General features: G+C 76.0%; 4 protein-coding genes. 1 reads left to right on the top strand and 3 read right to left on the bottom strand.

What is annotated here, in order from left to right; all coding sequences use genetic code 11:
• Positions 1–67 precede the first annotated feature (67 nt).
• Positions 68–841: an SDR family NAD(P)-dependent oxidoreductase gene (locus ACFRMQ_RS39320; RefSeq protein WP_380735696.1), complete on the bottom strand. Its 774-nt coding sequence runs from the start codon at positions 839–841 to the stop codon at positions 68–70.
• Between the two features lie 352 nt (positions 842–1,193).
• On the opposite strand from ACFRMQ_RS39320, the gene ACFRMQ_RS39325 reads away from it, so the two are divergent.
• Complete coding sequence (locus ACFRMQ_RS39325) at positions 1,194–1,943, top strand: L,D-transpeptidase family protein (protein WP_380735697.1); 750 nt, start codon at positions 1,194–1,196, stop codon at positions 1,941–1,943.
• 187 nt (positions 1,944–2,130) lie between these two features.
• Here the strand turns inward: ACFRMQ_RS39325 and ACFRMQ_RS39330 are convergent, their stop codons facing one another.
• Together ACFRMQ_RS39330 and ACFRMQ_RS39335 are read right to left on the bottom strand one after the other, a co-directional pair.
• Positions 2,131–2,661 carry a hypothetical protein gene (locus tag ACFRMQ_RS39330; protein WP_380735699.1) on the bottom strand — a complete coding sequence of 177 codons (531 nt, stop codon included), beginning with the start codon at positions 2,659–2,661 and terminating at the stop codon, positions 2,131–2,133.
• A gap of 86 nt (positions 2,662–2,747) precedes the next feature.
• Positions 2,748–3,443, bottom strand: a complete 696-nt coding sequence (locus tag ACFRMQ_RS39335; RefSeq protein WP_380735700.1) for a 2OG-Fe(II) oxygenase — start codon at positions 3,441–3,443, stop codon at positions 2,748–2,750.
• Between the last annotated feature and the right edge of the window lie 93 nt (positions 3,444–3,536).

Consider the following 3,536-nt stretch of genomic DNA (forward strand, 5'->3'; position numbering starts at 1 on the left):
CCGCCGCGAACCGCCGCGTCGGCCTCTGCGCGGCCTCGGGACGGGACCGGGAGCCGCGGCCCGCGCCCTACCTGCCGACCAGCACCCGGCCGACGATCCCGCTGAGTGCCCCGGGCGCCAGGCGCCGAGCCGTCCACAGGGCCCGGGTCCCGCGCCCCGGAAAGGCCCACGCCCGGCCGCGCGCCAGCGCCCGGTCCATCGAATCCAGCACCGCATCGACACTCAACCCCTTTCGTGGACCCAGGAGTTGCGGGGTCTCGACGCGAATCCGGTCCAGCATCGGAGTCTCCACCGCGGGCGGGCAGACACACAGGACCCGGATGCCGTCCGCGCGGTGTTCCGCCGCGACGACCTCGGCGAGGAAGTGCACCGCGGCCTTCGCCGCGCCGTACCCCCCGCCCAACGGCACCGGCACCCAGCCACCGATCGACCCGAACAGGACCACCTCGCCCCCGCCCCGGGCCGCCATCAACGGCACCACCCCGCGAACCACCCGCAGGGTGCCGCCGTACACGACGTCCATCACGCGGAGGGTGTCCTCCGGGTCCGGGTCGAGCAGCCGCCCCATCACACCGACACCCGCGCAGTGCACCAGCCGGCGCGGCGCACCCAGCTCCCGCCCCACCTCGGACACGACGGCGGCCACCGCCGCCCCATCGGTGACATCGCAGACGAACGGACGCACCCCGGGCGCCTCCGAGACCAGGCGGTCGAGACCGGCCGCGTCCACGTCCACCGCCGCGACCGCCCAGCCCGCCCGCGCCAGCCGCACGGCCGCCGCACGGCCGATGCCGCTGGCGGCTCCGGTGACGACGACGACATCTCCTGACACGGATGCCATACCTCTCCTCCCGACCTCGTGGAACACCCGGTACCCCGTGCGGCACGAACCCCGCCGCCCGAGCCGTCCCTCCCGAACGGCCCCCGTCCAGCCCAGTTCCTACCCCCTACGATGTCGGATCACCGTCGGCGTCGCGACTTCCGGGTCGACGGCTCCCACCGGGCGGCGCCGCCTCGGACGGCCCGGCGGTGTCGGTGCTGGCGCGGCCGCCCCGGCGAGCCGATCATGGCCCTGGCGTGGACGGGACCGACCCGGGCGGGAGCGGCCGACCACGGCACCGCCCGATGGCATGCGGCGCGACCTCCGTACCTCCTCTTCCAGCCCCTTCCGTCCTCCACCAGAAGGGCCCTCCATGGCCGTCTCCCGGACACCCCTCACCGACCGCCGCGGCCTGGCACTCCGCCATCTGGGCGTGGCCCTCGCGCTCGGCGCCGCCGTCACACTGACCGGTGCGGGCCCCGGCCCGAGGACGCGGGCCGACGACGGCCCGTTCCCCGTACCGGTGACAGCCGGTCAGGCCGGCCAGGTGATCACGGTCGAGGCGGACGGCACCCGGGCCACCGTGACCCTGTGGGACCGCCGGGGCGACGCCTGGCACTCCCTCGACTCCACCACCGAAGCGCGCATCGGGTCCGGCGGCACGCACGACGGCCTCACCCGCGTCCAGGGGACCGGGACCACACCGACCGGCACGTACACCATCACCCAGGCCTTCGGCATCTCCCCGGACCCGGGAACGAAGGTGCCCTACCACCACGTCACCACCCACGACTGGTGGGTGCAGGACCCGTCCTCCGCCTACTACAACCGCATGCGCACCGACACCGAGGGCGGCTTCCACCTCACCGACCAGGGCCCCCTCGGCAGCGAACACCTCGTCGACTACCCCGTCCAGTACGACAACGTCCTGGTCATCGACTTCAACACCGCCCCCGTGGTGAAGGGCCGCGGCGCCGGGATCTTCCTCCACGACCTCGGCCCCCGAGCCGGCGCCACCGCCGGCTGCGTGGCCGTCCCCGCCGCGTTCATGACCCGGACGATGCGATGGGCCGACCCCGTCGACCACCCCGTCATCGCGATCGGCCGGACCCGGCACCGGTGATGGCACCGCGGCCCGTTCCGCCTCGCCGACGGCTGGAACGCCGGCGGCGGCGCCACCACCCCGCAGCCCCGCTTCGGGACCGGCACCGACGACGGCGGCGTCCCGCCGTCCACGTGCTGAGCACGGACGTCGGCCGGGCGGCGTCGGCGAAGGCGGCGCGCGGTCCTCATCCGACGGCACGCGGTCCTCATCCGGCGGCGCCCGGGGCGGCGGGCGGAAAGGATTCGGTCCAGCCGGATTCGGTGCGCCAGGTACCGCCGTCCGCGCTCGCGCCACGCACGCCGTCCAGCACGCCGGGCCCGGCGAGTGCCGCGGCGACCGGCTCGGCGAGGGACGCGAAGCCGAACGTGCGGTCCGGGCGCCACGGGGTGCTGTGGCGCAGCCGTCGGGCGAGTTGCGCCCAGCCGAGCGGGGCGGCGGCGATGACGAAGGCGTCGGGTTCCCGGTCGGTGAGGCGGCGGGCGGGCCGCAGCCAGGAGGCCGCCTGTTCGGGCCAGTCCACGACGGCGAACGCGGCGGCGGCCGTACGGGAGGCTCCGTCGCGGCTGTGGCCGATCGCGACGCCGCGCAGGGGCGGGTGGCGGTGGTCGGCGAGCAGGCGCAGCAGGGCCGCGAGTTCGGCGGCGGTGTGCGGGGCGGGTACCGGGAGGTCCCCGTAGGCGGTGGTCCCGGGTGCGGGGAGGAGGGGTGAACGGCCGCTCGCGGGGCGGGAGTTCATGGGGCGCTGCCCTTCTGGCGGGTCGCCCGCCGTCGGCCCTGCTCGGGCGGGCCCGGGGTACCGACGGTGGGCGGGTCTACGGGGTGTCAGGCGTCGTGGAAGACGAGGCCGAGGGCGTGGCGGCGGCCGGTGCGCACGGTGCTGACGCCGTGCCGGACGGGGCCGGCGCGGTGGCCGCGGGCCGAGGGAACGGGGCGGTCGCGGGTGGTGAAGACCAGGCCGTGCCCCTGGGGAAGGACGATGGCGGTGCCGCGGGACTGGGCGCGGGGGCGCTGTTCGACGAGGAGGAACTCGCCGCCGGTGTAGTCGGTGCCGTGGACGTCGAGGCCGATGACGACCTGGAGGGGGAAGACGAGGTCGCCGAAGACGTCGCGGTGCAGCGCGTTCCAGTCACCGGGGCCGTAGCACAGCAGGATCTGGGAGCTCTTGTCCTGGCCGGCGGCGTGGCACAGGGCGGTCCACTCGGCGAGGGTGTCGGGCCAGGGGGCGGGGCGGCCGAGCTTGTCGGCCCAGGCCCGGGCGACGGCGAGCAGGCGGGGGTAGAGGGCCTCGCGCAGGGCGGCGACGGGCTCGGGCAGGTCGTGGGTGAAGTAGCGGTACCGGCCGGAGCCGAAGCGGTGGCGGGCCATGTCGACGGTGGTGCGGAACAGTTCGGGCCGGTCGTACAGCGCGGCGATCTCCCGGCACCGGGCGGGCGACAGCAGACGCCCGGTGAGGGCCGCACCGTCCCGGTCCAACCGCTCGCACACGTCCTGCCAGTCGGGCGGAGCGAGCGCGGTCAGGGCGGCCGGGCCCGAGGCGGGTGCCTCGGCGGCGAGGAGCGTGTCGTTCACGGGTGATCCTTCGAGGGGCGGGGCGAGCGAGCCCACGCCCCC

The organism is Kitasatospora sp. NPDC056783 (assembly GCF_042789895.1).
In the GTDB taxonomy this organism is placed as follows: Bacteria; Actinomycetota; Actinomycetes; order Streptomycetales; family Streptomycetaceae; genus Kitasatospora.

What these genes read in the sequence shown, in the direction of transcription:
- ACFRMQ_RS39325 (WP_380735697.1), top strand. Translation starts at nt 1,194, where the DNA reads ATGGCCGTCTCCCGGACACCCCTCACCGACCGCCGCGGCCTGGCACTC.
- ACFRMQ_RS39330 (WP_380735699.1), bottom strand. Translation starts at nt 2,661, where the DNA reads ATGAACTCCCGCCCCGCGAGCGGCCGTTCACCCCTCCTCCCCGCACCC.
- ACFRMQ_RS39320 (WP_380735696.1), bottom strand. Translation starts at nt 841, where the DNA reads ATGGCATCCGTGTCAGGAGATGTCGTCGTCGTCACCGGAGCCGCCAGC.